At 44.5% G+C, this 15,973-nt stretch carries 8 protein-coding genes and 8 pseudogenes; 1 reads left to right on the top strand and 15 read right to left on the bottom strand.

Annotated elements, in window-relative coordinates; translation table 11 throughout:
• Positions 1 to 7: 7 nt before the first annotated feature.
• Complete coding sequence (locus G7Y90_RS16380; RefSeq protein ID WP_250162939.1) at positions 8 to 448, bottom strand: CopD family protein; 441 nt, start codon at positions 446 to 448, stop codon at positions 8 to 10.
• A gap of 63 nt (positions 449 to 511) precedes the next feature.
• Between G7Y90_RS16380 and G7Y90_RS16375 the strand changes: the two genes are divergently transcribed.
• Positions 512 to 991, top strand: a complete 480-nt coding sequence (locus tag G7Y90_RS16375) for a hemerythrin domain-containing protein (RefSeq protein ID WP_250162938.1) — start codon at positions 512 to 514, stop codon at positions 989 to 991.
• Between the two features lie 24 nt (positions 992 to 1,015).
• Here G7Y90_RS16375 and modA read toward each other — a convergent pair.
• From modA to G7Y90_RS18675, 14 genes and pseudogenes are all read right to left on the bottom strand, one after another.
• Positions 1,016 to 1,850 (bottom strand): annotated as a pseudogene (gene modA / locus G7Y90_RS16370) (molybdate ABC transporter substrate-binding protein).
• 104 nt (positions 1,851 to 1,954) lie between these two features.
• Positions 1,955 to 2,445 (bottom strand): annotated as a pseudogene (locus G7Y90_RS16365) (molybdenum cofactor biosynthesis protein MoaE).
• A 135-nt stretch (positions 2,446 to 2,580) separates the two neighbouring features.
• Positions 2,581 to 2,754, bottom strand: a complete 174-nt coding sequence (locus G7Y90_RS16360) for a MoaD/ThiS family protein (RefSeq protein ID WP_250162937.1) — start codon at positions 2,752 to 2,754, stop codon at positions 2,581 to 2,583.
• Positions 2,755 to 2,928: 174 nt separating this feature from the next.
• Complete coding sequence (gene moaC, locus G7Y90_RS16355) at positions 2,929 to 3,447, bottom strand: cyclic pyranopterin monophosphate synthase MoaC (RefSeq protein WP_250162936.1); 519 nt, start codon at positions 3,445 to 3,447, stop codon at positions 2,929 to 2,931.
• Positions 3,448 to 3,482: 35 nt separating this feature from the next.
• Entirely contained in the window at positions 3,483 to 4,289 is an 807-nt protein-coding gene (mobA, locus tag G7Y90_RS16350; protein WP_201540007.1) for a molybdenum cofactor guanylyltransferase, read from the bottom strand.
• A gap of 3 nt (positions 4,290 to 4,292) precedes the next feature.
• Positions 4,293 to 4,822, bottom strand: a pseudogene (gene moaB, locus G7Y90_RS16345) (molybdenum cofactor biosynthesis protein B).
• 66 nt (positions 4,823 to 4,888) lie between these two features.
• Positions 4,889 to 6,003, bottom strand: a pseudogene (moaA, locus tag G7Y90_RS16340) (GTP 3',8-cyclase MoaA).
• Between the two features lie 332 nt (positions 6,004 to 6,335).
• A pseudogene (locus G7Y90_RS16335) lies at positions 6,336 to 7,630 on the bottom strand (molybdopterin molybdotransferase MoeA).
• A gap of 144 nt (positions 7,631 to 7,774) precedes the next feature.
• Positions 7,775 to 8,233, bottom strand: coding sequence for a peptidylprolyl isomerase (locus G7Y90_RS16330; RefSeq protein ID WP_250162935.1), 459 nt, complete (start codon positions 8,231 to 8,233; stop codon positions 7,775 to 7,777).
• A complete protein-coding gene (locus tag G7Y90_RS16325; protein WP_250162934.1) occupies positions 8,197 to 8,826 on the bottom strand; it encodes a hypothetical protein in 630 nt (209 codons plus the stop codon). Before G7Y90_RS16325 ends, G7Y90_RS16330 begins: the two co-directional genes overlap by 37 nt.
• Before the next feature lie 143 nt (positions 8,827 to 8,969).
• The gene (gene narI, locus G7Y90_RS16320) at positions 8,970 to 9,650 is read right to left on the bottom strand and encodes a respiratory nitrate reductase subunit gamma (protein WP_250162933.1); all 681 of its coding nucleotides are present in this window, start codon (positions 9,648 to 9,650) and stop codon (positions 8,970 to 8,972) included.
• 22 nt (positions 9,651 to 9,672) lie between these two features.
• A pseudogene (narJ, locus tag G7Y90_RS16315) lies at positions 9,673 to 10,556 on the bottom strand (nitrate reductase molybdenum cofactor assembly chaperone).
• Position 10,557: 1 nt separating this feature from the next.
• Positions 10,558 to 12,088: pseudogene (gene narH / locus G7Y90_RS16310) on the bottom strand (nitrate reductase subunit beta).
• Between the two features lie 92 nt (positions 12,089 to 12,180).
• A pseudogene (locus G7Y90_RS18675) lies at positions 12,181 to 15,937 on the bottom strand (nitrate reductase subunit alpha).
• Positions 15,938 to 15,973: the final 36 nt, after the last annotated feature.

Here is a 15,973-nt window from a genome sequence, read left to right as displayed (position 1 = left end):
ACACGTCCTAATTTAAACCTGTACGAAAGAGCGTACCAACGACAACAAAGGCGACAGAAAACAAAGTGACCAATATGATATTGATTGAAAATCCTTTCAGGGTGTGAATAGACAATCTGGGTATTCGATAGAAACGAGCGTGCAGGGCAACCAGAACAGTCATTAGCAATAATAGTAATTTGAGACTAATAAGAATACTAAAATCATTATCAAGTTTAAACCATGCAGCAATGTTGGGTAATAGCTGGTAGGCCATCCAAAGTCCAGTGCTTATTTGCAGCACCAAAGCCGGCATCCCAACCCTTTCAAACAGCTGCTCAAATTGCATCAGACCATCAATATTTCGGGATAATAGCGCTTTTGGTAAGACCACCAAGGTCAAAATCAGATGACCACCTGTCCAGACAGTAGCGCCTAACAAGTGTAGTATGAGTATATAGTTAAGCATAGATAACAATCCTTAAATGCCACTGACATAGGGCTTTATGTCGATTAACTGAGGTACTTAATCATGAAACGCGCCGCACAATTACAACCATTATCTCGTCAACATCATCTAGGTCTAAATCTATCTCGCCATGCTAAAGAGTGTGCTGATGAATCTAACGCAATTGCCGAGCATTGGCTAAATATCACGTCTTATATTAACGAGATGCAACAGCATTTTCAGATTGAAGACAATCTAATGGCTCATGCCTTACAGCCTCATAGCAGCTCCAAACCTGAGGTGGCATCGGTACTAAATACACTTGCTGCGCAGCACAAGTCCCTGCATGCACTCATGGCAGAGGTTCAAGATTTGCCGCACTCTCAAAGCAATCACGTCACCGTTGGACAAGTCAAAAAACTCGCCACCTTGCTATATGATCATATTCGTTTTGAAGAACGAGAATTGTTTCCTATCGTTGAGCGCTATCTGACAACAGAAGAATTAGAGGCTATTTATGATGCCAGCCCAGACGGTATCAAACGCTCCGATGAGAACCGTTAGAGCACGTTTTTTATCAAAGTTGTCTTACTCTATAGCGAGATAACCTGCGTCAGAAAAATACTGCTGTCCAGCAGGCGAGCGCAGATAGTTTGAAAAATCGGTCGCGGCAGCAGTCTCACTAATCACCAACCCGTCTTGCAAAATAGGGGGGTAAGACTCTGGCGCTAACGTATAGAACTGCTCAGGCGTGGCTTTAATCGCTGTCAGTTGTGATTGAGCGACAAAGCCATAATCGACATTGCCAGTGTGCGCATATTGAAACGCTTGCCCGATATTTTCAGCTTGAATAATGCGACTTTGCTCAGTGAGAGTGTCAAAGATATTTTGTGATTGCAGGTACGCTTGTGCCGACTTGCCATAAGGGGCGAGTTCTGGATTGGCAATGGTGATTTTGCTATCAGATTCAGACATCAATAATGCATTTAAAGTAGTCGTATTGAGTCCTTTAAGGGATTTGTTAACACTATAAAGTGCCAGCTGACCTTGGGTATAAGTAAAGGGCTCGTGGGTTGCTTCGTCAGCAGATTTTGCGTTATCTAGTTTTTCTTTGGCAAGCTTGGCAGGAAATTCTTGATTGGCGGATAAAAATATCGTAAGGTGCGCCAGAGGTAATCTGCGCATATAACTTACCTGAAGAGGCATAAGTCACGTCAATCGCTTGTGCAGGCAAATTCTTATCCATTTTATAACCCGCAATAATCTCAGGCAATACATCTGATAAGTTGGCAGCCGCTGCGATGCGCAGTGTTTGACTCTGCTCAGTGGCATTGTTGGCGTCCGATTGAACAAGCTCAGCGGTTTGCTCTTTGCTACAAGCGGTTAGCGTTAACACTAAGCAAGCTGATGATATGGTTATCATTTTAATCATTATTATAAAAACCTTCTTATTATTGCTCTCCAGTGTCGCTCACTGTTATTGCTAAAGGTTAGCTATCGCTTTGAGTAGTCATTTGAAGCGCATTATTACCCATTATTACTAAGCCATTTAGAGGAATCATCTTGGTAATATTCTTGCTTCCAAACTGGAATGTCGGCTTTAATAGTATCCAATATCCAGCGACAAGCATCAAAGGCAGGATAGCGATGCGCTGAGACGACGCCAACCCAAATAGCGACATCACCAATCTCTAATGCACCGATACGATGGATGGCAATGGCATGGGTAATCTCAAAGCGCTTTTTGGCTTCTTCAATAATGGCGCGACCTTGATTGATGGCAAGGTCTTCATAACCATAATAGGTCAAACGATTGACGCTACTGGCATTATTGTGATTGCGTACCCGTCCTTCAAAGCAGACAAACGCGCCGCAGCTGTCATTATCAAGTATGCTTTTAAGCCGACTTTCATCAATATCGGTATCTAAAAGTGCAAAACCATCACGTTCAGCGATGAGATACGCTCATCGATGCTACGCTTGATGCTCATCGACTGCCCATGTACATTGTCTGTCATTTCTTCTGCCTATTATTTAACAATATTGTATAACGAGGTTTTTAACTTTGAAGCATCGCGTAAAGTCACGGCGCTCATAAAAAGTAGATTTATAAAGGAAGATAAAGGAATAGGTTAATAAAAAGCTATTTTAAATTAACCACCAGCAACCGGCGTGATAAAAACCACGCTATCGCCGTCATAAATCTCATCGGTCCACTTGGCAAAATAGTCATTTACCGCCACGCGCAGCTCTGACTGCGGGCGACTAAAGCGATGCTTTTGGCGCAGCTGCTCGTATAGCTCTGTTAGTGAAGTCGACTGTGGCACCTTGATTTTTCTTCATGGCAATTGGCTTCATCGGCTAAGCTGGCAAAATATAACGTTAATATTCATCAAGGCATCTATCTCTGAATTTGTATTGCTTTCTACTAAAGTGCTCATAGAAATCTCCATTATTTATTCATTACTAAGCTTTTTGTAGATGGTATTCATAAAGCCAATTTAAGCATGTTGATAGTCGGACTTACCGCCGGTTTTTTTCATGAGATGGATATTATCAATCACAATGTCATGCGAGATGGCTTTGGTCATATCATAAATGGTTAAGCAAGCGACACTGACGGCGGTTAATGCTTCCATTTCTACCCCAGTTTTATGAGTAACTTTGACGGTAGCAGTCACAGTGAGACTGTTTTGGTCATCATCGTATGCAAAGCTTAAGCTAATTTTATCTAAGGGCAAAGGATGGCAAAGTGGAATCAAGTCGTGGGTGCGTTTGGCTGCCATGATACCGGCAATATGAGCAGTCTGAGTGATGCTACCTTTTTTGGTCATGCCGTCAGCGGCTTTGATTTGCGTATAAATGTCTGCAGGAAAAACCACTTGTCCGCTTGCATGTGCTTCTCTGGTGCTAGCCGTTTTGCCACTCACATCGACCATGGTAATATCACCGTCGCTGTCTAAATGGGATAAGCCAGATTGATTGTTTTTATTATTGTTGTTCACTTGGTCGCTATTCATTTTTATTTCTCTTAAATGGTCAGTTTTTCTGAAAGCTAGTTTCTCTCAATAAACCTTTTTATAAGTCGTTTAGTTTGTAAGTCGTTTAAAGCTAAATAGGCATGCTCAAAATCTTTAGGCGTATTGAAATTGGTCAAATACTGCCAGTTTTTTGCAAAAGGGACGGGCTGCACAATCGGTTTAATAAACTTCATCACTTGCCGCTGTCCATCGTCAATATAATCCTTTAAATCAGGCTCAATACTTAAACGATATAAACCTAACAATGGATATAAATGACTGTCATCGGTCAGGCAAATAACAGTTTTATCAGGATTTTTCGTCATATAAGGTTGCAGTTTTTGCCATAAATCGGTGACAGGAATTAAGCTGTCACAGCTGATAACCATCAACCAAGATTGCTGCCAGCTTGCGTCTTTTGTTAATTGGTTTGAACTTACCAAACTCTTTAATGATTGCAGCGCTGCTTCAATCGCTACCAACGCGCCACCTGTTTCAATCGGCTTATCATCATTGCTTGACAGAATCTTGTTAGAAAGATCGTTAGCAGATAGATAATCAGTAATATGAAAGACCGGCGATGGCGAATTCTTAATCAAATCTGGATTGATGCTAAAGCCGCGTCCATTATCCGCAATCATGATAGGTAGATTGCTTATGATCGCAGCACTCAATTCAAGCGCTTTTCTAACATGGTAATCAAGCAAACGCTCACCTGTTGGCAAGATAAGCTCAGCTTTTGGCGATCCCATACGTTTGGACGCACCGCCCGCCAAAATTACGATACCTGCTAAGAGATTGCATTTATCTATCTTTATTAAGCTATCCGCAACTTCAAGCATGAATTAATCGTGACCTGGATTGGTGCGCATAAAGTGCGGGACAAAATTACAAGGACGCGTGCGGCTATCGAGCTGCTCTTGTAAGATACCTTCCCACGCAGTGCGGCAAGCGCCTGATGAGCCGGGTAAGCAAAAAATGCCCGTGCCATTTGCCATGCCAGCCACAGCGCGAGATTGGATGGTAGACATGCCGATATCGTCTTTTGAGATTAAGCGGAACATCTCACCAAAACCATCGACCGATTTATCAAATAATACGCGACCGCTTCTGGCATGCTGTCGCGGATATAAAAGCCAGTACCGCCAGTGGTGATAATAGCGTGCACATTTGGGTCGGCAATCCAACCGCTGATGACGGCTCTAATTTTATAAATATCATCGATAATTAACTGACGATCCGCCAGTTGGTGCCCTGCGGTGGTCAGTTGGTCAACTAAATACTGCCCTGAGGTATCTTCTGCAAGAGTACGACTATCAGAAACCGTTAAGATGGCGATATTAAGTGGGGTAAAGGGTGCTTGCAGCTTACTCATGAATAATCCTTAATAAATACGCTTGTTATGGAAATAAAAGTTTTTATTATTGATACATTATTGATTTTATCCACCAATCATCGACAAATTATTCATCATGCCGCTATTAGATTCATGAAGATGATGATGTTCAGGTTTGATTGGCATAAAGCTATGGAGGGTATTAACAAGTCCTGCGACATCATCGTGTGCTAGATGCTGACGAATATCGTAATTACCTTGGTCAAATAGGCATAAATGTACTTTGCCTTGACTGCTAACCCGTAAGCGATTGCAGCTATCACAAAAATGAGCAGCGTAAGGGGCAATCATACCGATACGACCTTTATAATCTGGATGGCTGTATTCTATCGCTGGTCCATCGTTGCTGCCACGTATATGAGTTTGCCAGCCATTTTTTAATAAGTAATTGGTAATAATATCGGACTGTGCATGCTGCGCAAAAAATAAATCGCTATTATCTCTGGTCTGCATAAATTCAATAAAGCGATAAGTGACCGCTCTATCTTTGACATAGTCTATGGCATTCATCAGATTTTCAAAGGCGGTTTCAGCCATTAAAATACTGTTTATTTTTAGCTTAATATCTGTGGTCGCAAGTAAGGTATCCATATCAGCCAAGAGCTGAGGCAACATATCAAAGCCAGTCATTTTATGGAAGGTTGCGGCATCAAAGCTGTCCATACTGATATTAAGCTGATTCAGTCCAGCCGCTTGCCAGCTGGCTAAGTGCTTACCAAGTTTATAACCATTACTGGTCATGGCAACGGTCTCAATGCCTTTGGTGTTTTGATGGTTTTAATAATATCGACCACATCACGGCGTATAGAGGGTTCACCGCCTGTAATCCTGACTTTTTTAGTACCAACTTCGGCAAATCCGCGGATTAACGTGGCAATTTCAGTGACGCTAAGCTCGTTTTGTGGTGGTTTGCCTTGATAGCCATTGGGCAGGCAATATTCACAGCGAAAATTACAGAAATCAGTAATCGATAGACGTAAGTAGGTGAGACGTCGTGCGAAACCATCGGTTAATGGTTGAGAGAGCGTGACCGGAAAATACGTCGACGTGCTAGCAGTTTTCGATGCAACGTTCGATGATGAGTCACCATCAAAAATAACGGGTGCAGCGGCAGGCGCATACAATTGCGCATTACCTAGGGTAGGGGCAAGATGGTTCATAGATGATTACCATTAATATTAAGTATAGTGTGTACTTTTAGGCGTTGCCTCAGGTTGTGAGTGGGAAGTTCTATTTAAACACGATTATGACAGCTTGCTAGCAAATAACCATTCACCGTAAGTGACCCAAAAACTACCACTAAAGTAGTAGATGCTACTTGGTTATGATTTTTAAAATCAACATACGCCACAAGCAGTTTCTCATGATTCATGGCTAATCAACAGTATAAAGAGTTATTAACTGTGTAACTCTTTACACCCTTGATTAGCCATGCATTTTTAGCTATACTGTTATTAATGATTCAATTATTTAGCTGTTTTTTAGCTATTATTCAGCGATGCAACCAAGGGAAAGGTTGCACTTTTACGGTTTTACCAGCGGCTACATTGCCAGAATCTTGTGCCAATACAATAAAGCAATTGGCGTGGCTTAGTTGTTTGATACGGTGCGATTGTTGCTTGGTAAAGCTTTCAACTTGGAAATCGCCAGGTTCGTTTTGGGATAATATGCCTCTTTGAAAATCCATCCGTCCCGCTGATTTTTTGACATCATTTTTAAGCGTTGCGGTTAGGCTTAACTGCATGGGTCGCTCTTGTGGCGCAGCGCCTACCATTTGCCACAAGGCTGGAATGACAAATTGTAGGCTACCAACGATGGTCGATAGAGGATTGCCGGGCAAGCCAAAATATAGCACTGGCTTGGCAAGATTTTTAGTCAGCTCGCCAAAGACAAATGGCTTACCGGGTTTCATCGCGACTTTATAGTGGTTAATCTGCCCAAGCTGCTCAATAACCGTGGTTAAAAAATCATAGTCGCCAACCGATACACCAGCCGTAGAGATAAGGACGTCACACTCTTGCATGGCTTGGGTTACGGCGGCGGTGGTTTTATCTAAGTCATCTGGGATAATGCCATAATCACGAATAGTCACCGGCAAATCAGCGAGTAAGCTTTTTAGGGTAGGCGTGTTCGAGTTATAGATTTGCGCCAAACTCGTCAGCTCATTGCCAATGGCCACTAGCTCATCACCGGTTGCGAGTACACCAACGGTTAAAGGCTGATAGACCGTCACTTGACCAAAGCCCAAATTAGCCAATAAGCTAATATCAGCAGGATTTAGGCGTTTACCCTTTAAAAAACCGCTTCGCCAGTTTCAACTTCTTCGCCTTGCTTACGGATATTATCATCATGCTTAGCGTCTTGACTGAGAGTAATGGCATAGGGCTGCGATTTATCAATGCGGTCTTTTATGGCGGCAAAGTTGGTATTTTCTTGCATGATGACCGTATCGCAGCTATCAGGAACGACCGCACCAGTAAAAATACGCACCCCTTGTCCTGCTGTGATGTCGCCACTATAAGGACTGCCTGCTTGTGATTCACCCACGATATCAATCGTGCTGTCTGCCGAGAGTATGCTGTCTTTAGCGATCGCATAACCATCCATCGCCGATAGATTTTGTCTTGGTATTGCAAAAGGCGAGACAATATCTTCTGCCAATATATGATGACGGCTGTCTAATAAGTCGTAGCTTTCGACCACTCTTTTGTGTAGCGGATAGTCGTTAGTATTATAAGTTTCTATGCGCTGCTGTATTTCAGAGATAAGTCCTGCAACCGTAATCATAAACGTCTACTCATTTTATTAATATTGAACTGTGTTATTGATATTGAACGACACATAGCATAAGAGGTAGGTAATGTCTTAAGAACCTTTATACCATAGCAGCTACTTTATAACATAAGAATTAAGTGACCGACAGCGGACTGCTTAGCCACGGAAGATATTCTCTTGCTCAAGTGTCATCTCGATACCTTGAATATCAGCTTCATGCGCTAAGGTAAACAGGTAATCGCATAATGATTGGTGAAAGGCTTGTTGGCTCAATTTATTATGGATCGCAGGGCTGACTTGCTCATAAGTCATCTGTATCCCAGGTTCTTTATTGAGCACCTCAACGATGTGAAAACCGTAACGGCTTTCGATGGGGCTGGGCGCAAGTCCTTTATTGAGCTTAAATAATACACCTTCAAATTCTGGTACGGTTTGACCTTTGCTAATCACACCCAGTTCGCCGCCTTGCTCTTTTGAAGGGCAAGCCGAATGCTGGCGTGCCAACTGGATAAATTCTGCATCAGGATTGGCGTTATTTTTGATTTGTTCGATAAACTCATACGCGGTCTTTTTAAGTTTTAAGCGCTCATCGCCATCTTCAGGCGGGCATGCCATAAAATATGGCGTACAGTCATGATGGGATCAGTTTTAAAGTCAGTCATATTCTGCTTATAATAGCGCTCACAAGTTGCCATATCTGGCATCGTTGCTTGAACGTTTTTGTCTATTAAAGTAGAAATGGCTTGCTCTTCGTCGTTTTCCCATGCCGCTTCACCAAGGCTTGGCTCATCTAAAACCGCCAATCTCAGTAATTCGCGCACAACCAGTGCTTGCGTCGCTAAAAAGACGGCGTCTTCTTTGTTTTCTGCTGGATGATATTGCAGCTCTTGGGCGATATTGGTTCTATCTATCATCACCCCATTGACCGTCACTGAAGGCAGCTCATCACGGCTAGAGGCAATCAGGTTTTTATGGTTACTGCGCTCTTCTGCCATTGCTTTTTCGATGAACTCTTGGTCAGAATGCGGTTTTTGCAAATCAGACAAGGTTGGCATTACTCTAAGAATATCATCACCGCGACCAGTAGGAGTGTGATCGGCATGACTGTGACTGTGATTGTCATTATCATGGCTGTGATGTTTACCACTGTGCACATGAGCGTTTTGGTTGGTCGCATGGTCGGCTGGATTGTAGGTACTGACAGTCATGGCTTTGCTCCACTAAGGATTCTGGTAATAGAAATTCTAAAATATAGGGCGTGTTGATTCATCGTTAAAGGTAGGGTAAAGAGCAGTATCTAGGTGAGGGTAGGGTTAAAAATGCCATTCCATTTAGATACTGCTCTACAGCCTTACTGAGAGTTCTTTTGTCTGACAATTTGATAGCGACGGCCGAAATACCAAATTGGCGCGCTGATGATATGAATAAGCCGTGTAAACGGAAATATCGCAATCAGGGTGATGCCTAGCGCCATATGCAGCTGATAAATTAAGTCAGTTTGCTCAATGCGCGCCGCTGCCTGCAAAGGTCTTAAAATTGTGATGTCCTGTGCCCAGCCTGCCAAATTCATCATGGTGTAGCCATCTAAATGCTTCACTGACGTAAAGATGGACAGCAGACCCAAGTTCAGCTGGATAAATAACAGCACCAGTACTAGCTTGTCTGAGAACGATGAGGTGTTTGAGATACGGTCATCGGTAAAGCGTCGCCACATGAGCATGACTAAGCCAAACCAACAAAACACGCCTGCGATACCCCCAACGACCACTGCTAAAATCTGCTTATGTCCGGCGCTGATAAATCTGTCATAGAGAAAATGCGGCGTCAACATTCCAAATAAATGACCGAGGAGCACCACGATAATGCCAACGTGGAATAAGTTGCTGGCAAGGCGCATGTTTTTGCTTCTGAGCATCTGCGTCGAGCCTGTCTTCCATGAATACTGAGATAAATCAAAACGTACCCAAGTACCAATAATAGCGATGGTCAATGCCACATACGGATAAACGCCAAAAAGGAAAATTGTAGCCATTTAGGTGGCTAAAGACTGCACACTAGGATCTGCGATATTCTGTCCTTTCTCCTTTATATGATTTAAACCGTTGGTTGGTTTTAAAATCTACCCAGTGCACTGGAGCATCGACTGCATTAGCAGCAGAGGCATTTTTTATACCAGCTTTTGCTGCAAGATTTTGGGTACTTGTTTGTGACGGGCAGCGCTCTTCTTGTTGCGCATCTAAAAACGTCACTACTTCTTCTTCCCATTCTTTATCTAATGCTTCAAAGCTGTCATCACGCTTCTCTTTGCTGATTTTTCTTGGTACTCTTCAACGATATCGAGCGGTTTACCAGCGATTTGCAATAGCGCATTAAAGCAGCCTTTATACAAGCTACCGCGACCTTCTAATCTGGCGGCAAGCAAAGCGAGGATATGGCTAACATCAGCGATATCCATACGAATTTGAATATCGTCTTCGATAATGGTTGCTTGATACGCTAAAAATTCGAGATATAAAGGCAGATAATCAGGCAGCTCTTTCACGCTAATCTCAAAGCCTGCTTCTTGATACTGACCCATCAAATCGACCATCGCTTGACCACGGTCGCGCGATTCGCCATGTACATGTTCAAACCATAGTGATAAAGAACGACCACGCTCAAACAGACCGTCATAACGCGCTTGCGCCTCAAGAGAGCCGGTATCGATTAAATCTTCAATCAAGTCGATGATTTGCGCACGTACTTCAGGGCTAATTAGTGTTGATTTGGCGACAATCTCTGTGCAATCGGCAAGCGTATCGCCGAGAAACAGCTCATTACTTGGATAATCGATAAGTAGACTGAGTACCTTGAGTAGTTTTAAGTCTGAATGGCCGATGGTTGGTTGGGTAATTGGCTCATGCACTGAAGTGCTGTTATTAAGTTGAGTAGTTTGCATCTTATGACTCCCACTTCTGGACAGTATCGATGAAATCGCGGCGATTGGTTTTGCGTTGTCCAAACATGCTATTGTCCGAATGTCCTGAACAGCCTTCGCCAAAGGTGAATCCGCAACCATTACGCTCAGCGAATGCATCACTCAATGCTTCTTCACGATGCGCCGTTGGAATCACAAAGCGATCTTCGTAGTTAGCAATAGCGATAGCGATACATCTCCCACTTGCAGCTTGGTCAAACCCACATCATCCAAGATACTTTGGACTTCTTGTTTTTCAACCAATTGCATACGCTTGTAGCTACGCATAGCAAGTAGGCGCTTCAATGCCAAACGTACTGGCTCTTCATCGCCTGCGGTAAGCATGTTTGCTAAATAGCGCAGTGGAATACGTAAACTGTCGACATCTGGAATGAGACCATCCATACCGACTTTGCCTGCTTCAGCAGCATTTTGAATCGGTGATAATGGCGGTACATACCAAACCATCGGTAGCGTGCGGTATTCAGGGTGTAGCGGTAGCGCAAGCTTCCAATCCATCGCTAGCTTATAAACTGGTGAGCGCTGGGCTGAATCAATGACCGATTGCGGTACACCGTCTTTTAATGCTTGGGCTATAACAGCAGGGTCATTTGGATCTAAAAATACGTCTAACTGTGCTTGATAAAGGTCTTGCTCGTTAGGGGTGCTTGCTGCTTCAGCGATTTTGTCAGCATCATAAAGCAGTACGCCCAAGTAGCGGATACGACCAACAGGTTTCTGAACAAACGGTCGGCAAGCCGGCTTCGATACGGGGATAACAGAAGATACATTTTTCAGATTTCCCCGACTTCCAGTTGTAGTAAATCTTTTTATACGGGCAGCCTGAGATACACATGCGCCAGCCGCGACATTTTTCTTGGTCAATCAAGACAATGCCGTCTTCTTCACGCTTATAAATCGCCCCACTTGGGCATGACGCCACGCAAGTTGGGTTCAAGCAATGCTCGCACAGACGTGGCAAATACATCATAAAGGTGTTTTCGTACTCGCCATAAATCTCCGCTTGAATGTTGTCAAAGTTCTTATCTTTGCGACGTTTTTCAAACTCTGAGCCGAGGATTTCTTCCCAGTTAGGACCCCATTCAATCTTTTGCATCCGCTTGCCAGTGATGGCTGAGCGCGGGCGGGCGATAGGTTGATGATTACTGATAGGTGCGGTATGCAGATGCTGATAATCGAAATCAAACGGCTCGTAATAATCATCAATCTCTGGCAGGTCAGGGTTAGCAAAGATATTGGCGAGTACTCTGAACTTACCACCGATACGCGGATTGATAGTGCCATTGGCATTGCGTATCCAACCGCCTTTCCATTTGGTTTGGTTCTCCCACTCTTTGGGATAGCCGATACCGGGTTTTGATTCAACGTTGTTAAACACGCATATCCATACCTTCACGGCTGGTCCAGACGTTTTTACAGGTGACTGAGCAGGTGTGACAACCGATACATTTATCAAGGTTAAGCACCATGCCGACTTGCGAACGAATTTTCATGGATCTGTGCTCCAAATAATAGTAAAAAAGCAGCTTTATGTTCTTCCTAGATATCCTGAAATCAGGATATTTTTTCGATAGAAGAAACAGCTTTACCCTTCAATGCTGGTTGGTAACGGACGTGGCAATTCGTTATCGGGTTTGTCTTCTAGCCAGTCGATTTTTGACATTTTACGAATCACGACAAATTCATCACGGTTACAACCGACGGTGCCATAATAGTTAAAGCCATAAGACTGCTGGGCATAGCTGCCAATCATATGCGTCGGTTTCAAAATCGTCCGAGTGACCGAATTATGGATACCGCCGCGCGTGCCTGTTTGCTCAGAACCGGGAATATTGACCAGTTTTTCTTGGGCGTGATACATCATGGTCATGCCTTCTTTGACCCGCTGGCTAACGATAGCACGGGCAGTGATTGCCCCATTGGCATTGAACAGCTCAATCCAATCGTTATCGACGATGCCGGCTTTTTGCGCATCGACTTCTGACATCCAGACACAAGGTCCACCGCGACTTAGGGTCAGCATCAGCAAGTTTTCAGAGTAGGTACTGTGGATGCCCCATTTTTGGTGCGGTGTTAAGAAGTTCAGTACAATCTCTTTATTGCCATTTGGTTTAGCGTCTTTGAGCAGCTCAGTGGTCTTGGTATCGATAGGTGGACGATACTGCTGCATTTGCTCACCAAACGCCTGCATCCAAGGATGGTCTTGATAAAACTGCTGACGACCAGTAATCGTACGCCATGGAATCAGCTCATGGACGTTGGTATAACCCGCGTTATAACTGACCTGATCTGACTCAATACCTGACCATGTCGGGCTTGAGATGATTTTACGCGGCTGTGCGACGATGTCTTTAAAGCGGATTTTTTCGTGCTCGCTAGATTTGGCAAGATGAGTATGGTCGCGACCAGTAAATTCAGAGAGCGCGCTCCATCCTTTTACGGCGACATGACCATTGGTCTCAGGCGCGAGCATCAAAATCATCTCAGAAGCATTGATGGCTGTATCGAGGCGTGGTCTGCCTTCAGAGATACCCGTTTCAGTCACGCGGTGGTTTAAATCCCCCAGCTGTTTGACCTCGGTTTTCATGTCCCAATTCAAGCCTTTTGAGCCATTGCCCAGTTTTTCTAAGGCAGGACCCATAGAAGTGAACTTTTTATAAGTGCTCGGATAGTCACGCTCAACCACTTTAATCATTGGGCAGTTTTTACCCGGTACAGGTTTTTCGCCAGCCGTTTTCCAGTCAGTGCCACCAAATGGCTGTGCTAATTCACCCGGGGTGTCATGTTGCATTGGCAAGGTGACAACGTCAGTTTCAACACCTAAATGACCTTTTGATACTTCAGAGAAGCTCTTGGCAATGCCTTTATAAATTTCCCAATCGGTCTTAGATTCCCACGCAGGGTCGGTTGCGGCGGTTAATGGGTGAATGAATGGATGCATGTCTGAGGTATTCATGTCATCTTTTTCGTACCAAGTTGCAGTCGGTAGCACGATGTCAGAATACAAACAGGTAGAAGACATACGGAAGTCTAATGTGACAACCAAGTCTAATTTACCAGTTGGGCCTTTTTCTACCCAATCGACTTCTTTTGGTTGCAGGTGACCTTCTGCATTTTCTTTATTGAGCAAGCCGTTTTGGTGCCCAAGAAATAATGCAGCATATATTCATGACCTTTGCCTGATGAGCCCAATAGGTTTGAGCGCCAGATAAACATGTTGCGAGGGAAGTTGGCTGGGTTATCAGGTGATTCACAAGCAAAGCGTAAGCTGCCATCTTCGAGAGAATCGACAACATACTCTTCCACGCCTTTGCCGCTTTCCTTGGCTTTGGCAGCGATGGTCAGTGGATTGCGGTTTAATTGCGGCGCTGAAGGCAACCAGCCTGCACGCTCTGCTTGAATGTTGTAATCAAGCATATGCTCAGGGAAGAACTTTTTATCGACGAGAGGCGAGAGTATCTCATGGGCAGAAATGGTTTCGTGACGCCACTGTGAGCTGTGATTGTAAAAGAAGCTCGTGCCGTTCATATGACGCGGTGGACGATGCCAATCAAGCGCAAAGGCCAATGGCAACCAACCCGTTTGAGGGCGCAGTTTTTCTTGACCAACATAATGTGCCCAGCCGCCGCCAGATTTACCGATACAACCGCAAAGCATCAGCATGTTAATCACGCCGCGATAGTTCATGTCTAGGTGATACCAGTGGTTCATACCCGCGCCGATGATAATCATCGATTTACCATGAGTCTTATGGGCATTTTCAGCGAATTCACGCGCGACTTGAATGACGCGCTCACGGCTCAAACCGGTGATGACTTCTTGCCAAGCAGGTGTGCCCGGTACGCTTGCATCGTCATAGTCGTCGGTGACGTGTTCGCCGCCAACACCATTATCCACGCCCAAGTTGGCAACGGTTAGATCAAAGACGGTCGCAACGATAGCGGTGCTGCCATCGGCAAGGGTAATGGTTTTACAAGGGACAGTTTTTTGCTGTATTGCTTCGCCCGGTACAGAGGTGAAGTGTGGGTGTGACACATGACCAAAGTAATCAAAGCCGACTATGCAGGTCTCATTGCTATCTTTTAACGTCAGTGTGAGGTCAATATCTGCGCCTGTCGTACCATTCTTTTGCTCAAGATTCCATTTGCCTTTTTCGCCCCAACGATAACCGATAGAGCCGAGTGGGGAAACCAGCTCGCCATTACTATTTAGACCGATGGTTTTCCATTCTGGATTGTTTTCTTGACCTAAATTATCAATTAAGTCAGAAGCACGCAGATAGCGACCTGCATGGCGCGCGCCTTCTTCACCTTCTAGCATGACGAGGACAGGTAAGTCAGTGTAGCGCTTGGCGTAATCTAAGAAATAATCACTTGGCTGCTTAAGATAAAACTCTTTGATAATCACATGACAGAATGCTTGCGCAACCGCTGCGTCAGTACCTTGTTTAGGATTGAGCCATAAGTCAGTAAGTTTAGAAACTTCCGCATAGTCGGGGGTAATAGAGACGGTCTTAGTGCCTTTATAACGAACTTCGGTAAAGAAATGCGCGTCTGGTGTACGTGTTTGCGGGACGTTTGAACCCCAGGCAATAAATAATCAGAGTTATACCAATCGGCTGATTCTGGCACGTCGGTTTGCTCGCCCCAAACCATTGGCGACGCTGGTGGCAGGTCACAATACCAGTCATAGAATGACAAGCAAACACCGCCGATAAGTGATAAATAGCGACTACCGGCGGCGTAACTGACCATCGACATCGCAGGAATCGGAGAGAAACCAACGATACGGTCAGGACCAAAAGTTTTGGCGGTATAGACATTACTAGCGGCGATAATTTCATTGACTTCTGCCCACGTTGAGCGAATAAAACCGCCCAAACCGCGCTTGGATTTATACTGTTCTGCTTTGATAGGGTCTTGGACAATGCTGCCCCACGCATCGACAGGATCAGGATACTGCGCTTTGGCTTCACGCCATAATTTTAGAAGCGGTTTACGTACCTTTGGATATTTCACACGGTTCGCTGAATACATGTACCAGCTATAACTTGCGCCACGAGGACAGCCACGCGGTTCGTGGTTTGGTAAGTCTGGACGGGTTTCAGGATAGTCAGTTTGCTGCGTCTCCCACGTGACCAAGCCGTTTTTTACGTAAATTTTCCATGAGCAAGAGCCGGTACAGTTGACCCCATGCGTTGAACGCACGACTTTGTCATACTGCCAACGGCTACGATACACATTTTCCCAGTCACGAGACTCATCGCGCGTCTCACCATGCCCATCGGAGAATTCGCCCTTTTTACGTTTAAAAAAACGGAATTGGTCGAGTAAATGGCTCATTTCGCTATCCTCTGTATTATTGCCTATGGGGTATCT

Origin of the sequence: Psychrobacter sp. WY6 (assembly GCF_018448495.1) — a bacterium.
GTDB lineage: Bacteria > Pseudomonadota > Gammaproteobacteria > Pseudomonadales > Moraxellaceae > Psychrobacter.
The sequence above is the reverse complement of the archived record's forward strand: the minus strand, read 5'-3'. Positions and strand labels throughout refer to the sequence as shown.

Bases quoted from the DNA above. Each gene is read 5' to 3' on its own strand.
- G7Y90_RS16325 (WP_250162934.1), bottom strand. From the start codon at position 8,826: ATGACTGTCAGTACCTACAATCCAGCCGACCATGCGACCAACCAAAAC.
- G7Y90_RS16380 (WP_250162939.1), bottom strand. From the start codon at position 448: ATGCTTAACTATATACTCATACTACACTTGTTAGGCGCTACTGTCTGG.
- narI (WP_250162933.1), bottom strand. From the start codon at position 9,650: ATGGCTACAATTTTCCTTTTTGGCGTTTATCCGTATGTGGCATTGACC.
- mobA (WP_201540007.1), bottom strand. From the start codon at position 4,289: ATGCTTGAAGTTGCGGATAGCTTAATAAAGATAGATAAATGCAATCTC.
- moaC (WP_250162936.1), bottom strand. From the start codon at position 3,447: ATGAATAGCGACCAAGTGAACAACAATAATAAAAACAATCAATCTGGC.
- G7Y90_RS16375 (WP_250162938.1), top strand. From the start codon at position 512: ATGAAACGCGCCGCACAATTACAACCATTATCTCGTCAACATCATCTA.
- G7Y90_RS16330 (WP_250162935.1), bottom strand. From the start codon at position 8,233: ATGGCATGCCCGCCTGAAGATGGCGATGAGCGCTTAAAACTTAAAAAG.